The following is a 1,467-nucleotide window of genomic DNA, read 5'->3' on the forward strand; positions in this document are numbered from 1 at the left end:
ACGACTTTATAAGGCGGCGTGGCGTTGGGAAGACGCTCGCACGGAGATTGCACAGCAGCGAGAACGGCAGTTCTGTCCACTCGTAGTGGATACGTTTCTGACCTCAACTGTCACCGGACCCACGAAGAGCTGAGGAGTGAGACATCTTGCGATCCAAGACGAAATGAAGGCCCGCGACCGGGAGCGCGCCGCCGAAGAGAAAGCCGCAGCGACCGCCCTTGCTGCGCAGCGCGCACAGGAACGCGCCGAGTGGGGCGCCGCGAACGGCAGTGACTTCCTGAAGAAAGCCCTGGGCGCCGGGTACAACTGCCAGCAGCGCTATGCCCATGAACACCCGGAGTACGTCATAGATTACTTCAACACGGCCGAATGGCAGGACCGCAGCTGCCCAAGCGAAACCGCGCTGGACGAGGCCCTCCGCATGGATGGTGTGGCTTAAGGATCACCCTACTAAAGAGAAATTCGACCCCTGCGAAGCCGTCGTGATCCACCAGTACCTCGGGAAGTACGACCTCGTACGTACCTACCCCCGCTGATTACCCAGACCTCACCCCGCTCCGACAGTCTGGTGGGGTCAAAGTCGCACAAGACAGCTGCCTGAATGAAGCGACGAGTCTTTGGTCACAGTAAAAAGGTTTGGCCCCCTCCTGGGGGCCGCATTCGTCTATGCAGTTCTCTCGACTCTCCACGCCGCTTCGGGGTACACAGCGCGCCCTGAGCTGCACGCTTGAACGCTGGACCCGCGCAGACGGCCAAACCTTCTTCCTCAGGGGCTTCCTGCCGGGGTGCAGCCACGTGACTGGTGTGCTCCTCAGGCGGTCCCTGACCTTCAGGTGCTCTGGTTGCGGGACGCCTGGTGCAGTGGGTTGTCGCTGATGCGCCAGGTACAGGTGCTGACGCAGTTGGGCAATCTACCGCTGCAGCTTCCGGAGGCTGGCGTTTATGTCCTTGGCGAGTAAGGCCTATGCGGGCGTCACGCCGCTGCTCCGGTTGAATCAACAGCCCCCCCTGACGGTCCTGAGCACTGGCCTGGGCCAGGATTTCGCCATGCTCGCCGCCCTGTGTCTGGAGGACAACGCCTTCCAGTGCAAGTACATTCCAGGCGACCTCCTCATCATGTCCAGTGAAACGGGCATGGAGCATGTCGAAACCAACGAACATCGGTTGCGCTTTGCTGAGCTCTGTCAATCTCGGCAAGTCGACTATATTCACATCACGCCGGATCTGGGCTTTCACCCCCGCACATGGCCGAGCATCCATACCCAGTGGCAGAGAAATACGCCGATTCAAAGCCGTTTATTTCCTAAAAACGCCGTTTAGGGCCTGGTGGGGTTATGGGCGCGCACCGCCAGGACGACACGGAGCCACAAGCCAGAGAGCGTTTTGACTTGGACCGAACGTACCTGACCTGCGACAAGTTGAGAGAAGACCGTTTCGATACGTTTACGGAGTTTGGGGTGGCGGGAT

General features: G+C 60.0%; 2 protein-coding genes and 1 pseudogene. 2 read left to right on the forward strand and 1 reads right to left on the reverse strand.

Going from position 1 to position 1,467, the window contains the following annotated elements; genetic code table 11:
- Positions 1-136 precede the first annotated feature (136 nt).
- Both ASF71_RS22145 and ASF71_RS24835 read left to right on the forward strand, forming a co-directional pair.
- On the forward strand, positions 137-439 hold the full coding sequence (locus ASF71_RS22145) for a hypothetical protein (RefSeq protein WP_156373061.1): 303 nt from the start codon (positions 137-139) through the stop codon (positions 437-439).
- Between the two features lie 503 nt (positions 440-942).
- The gene (locus ASF71_RS24835; protein ID WP_056304199.1) at positions 943-1,320 is read left to right on the forward strand and encodes a hypothetical protein; all 378 of its coding nucleotides are present in this window, start codon (positions 943-945) and stop codon (positions 1,318-1,320) included.
- Here the strand turns inward: ASF71_RS24835 and ASF71_RS23350 are convergent.
- Positions 1,317-1,467, reverse strand: a pseudogene (locus ASF71_RS23350) (IS982 family transposase); the annotation flags it as partial. The gene ASF71_RS24835 and the pseudogene ASF71_RS23350 overlap by 4 nt on opposite strands.

This window comes from Deinococcus sp. Leaf326, from assembly GCF_001424185.1.
Taxonomy (GTDB): domain Bacteria; phylum Deinococcota; class Deinococci; order Deinococcales; family Deinococcaceae; genus Deinococcus.

Excerpts from the sequence above, each read along its gene's own strand:
- ASF71_RS24835 (WP_056304199.1), top strand. The coding sequence starts at position 943 with ATGTCCTTGGCGAGTAAGGCCTATGCGGGCGTCACGCCGCTGCTCCGG.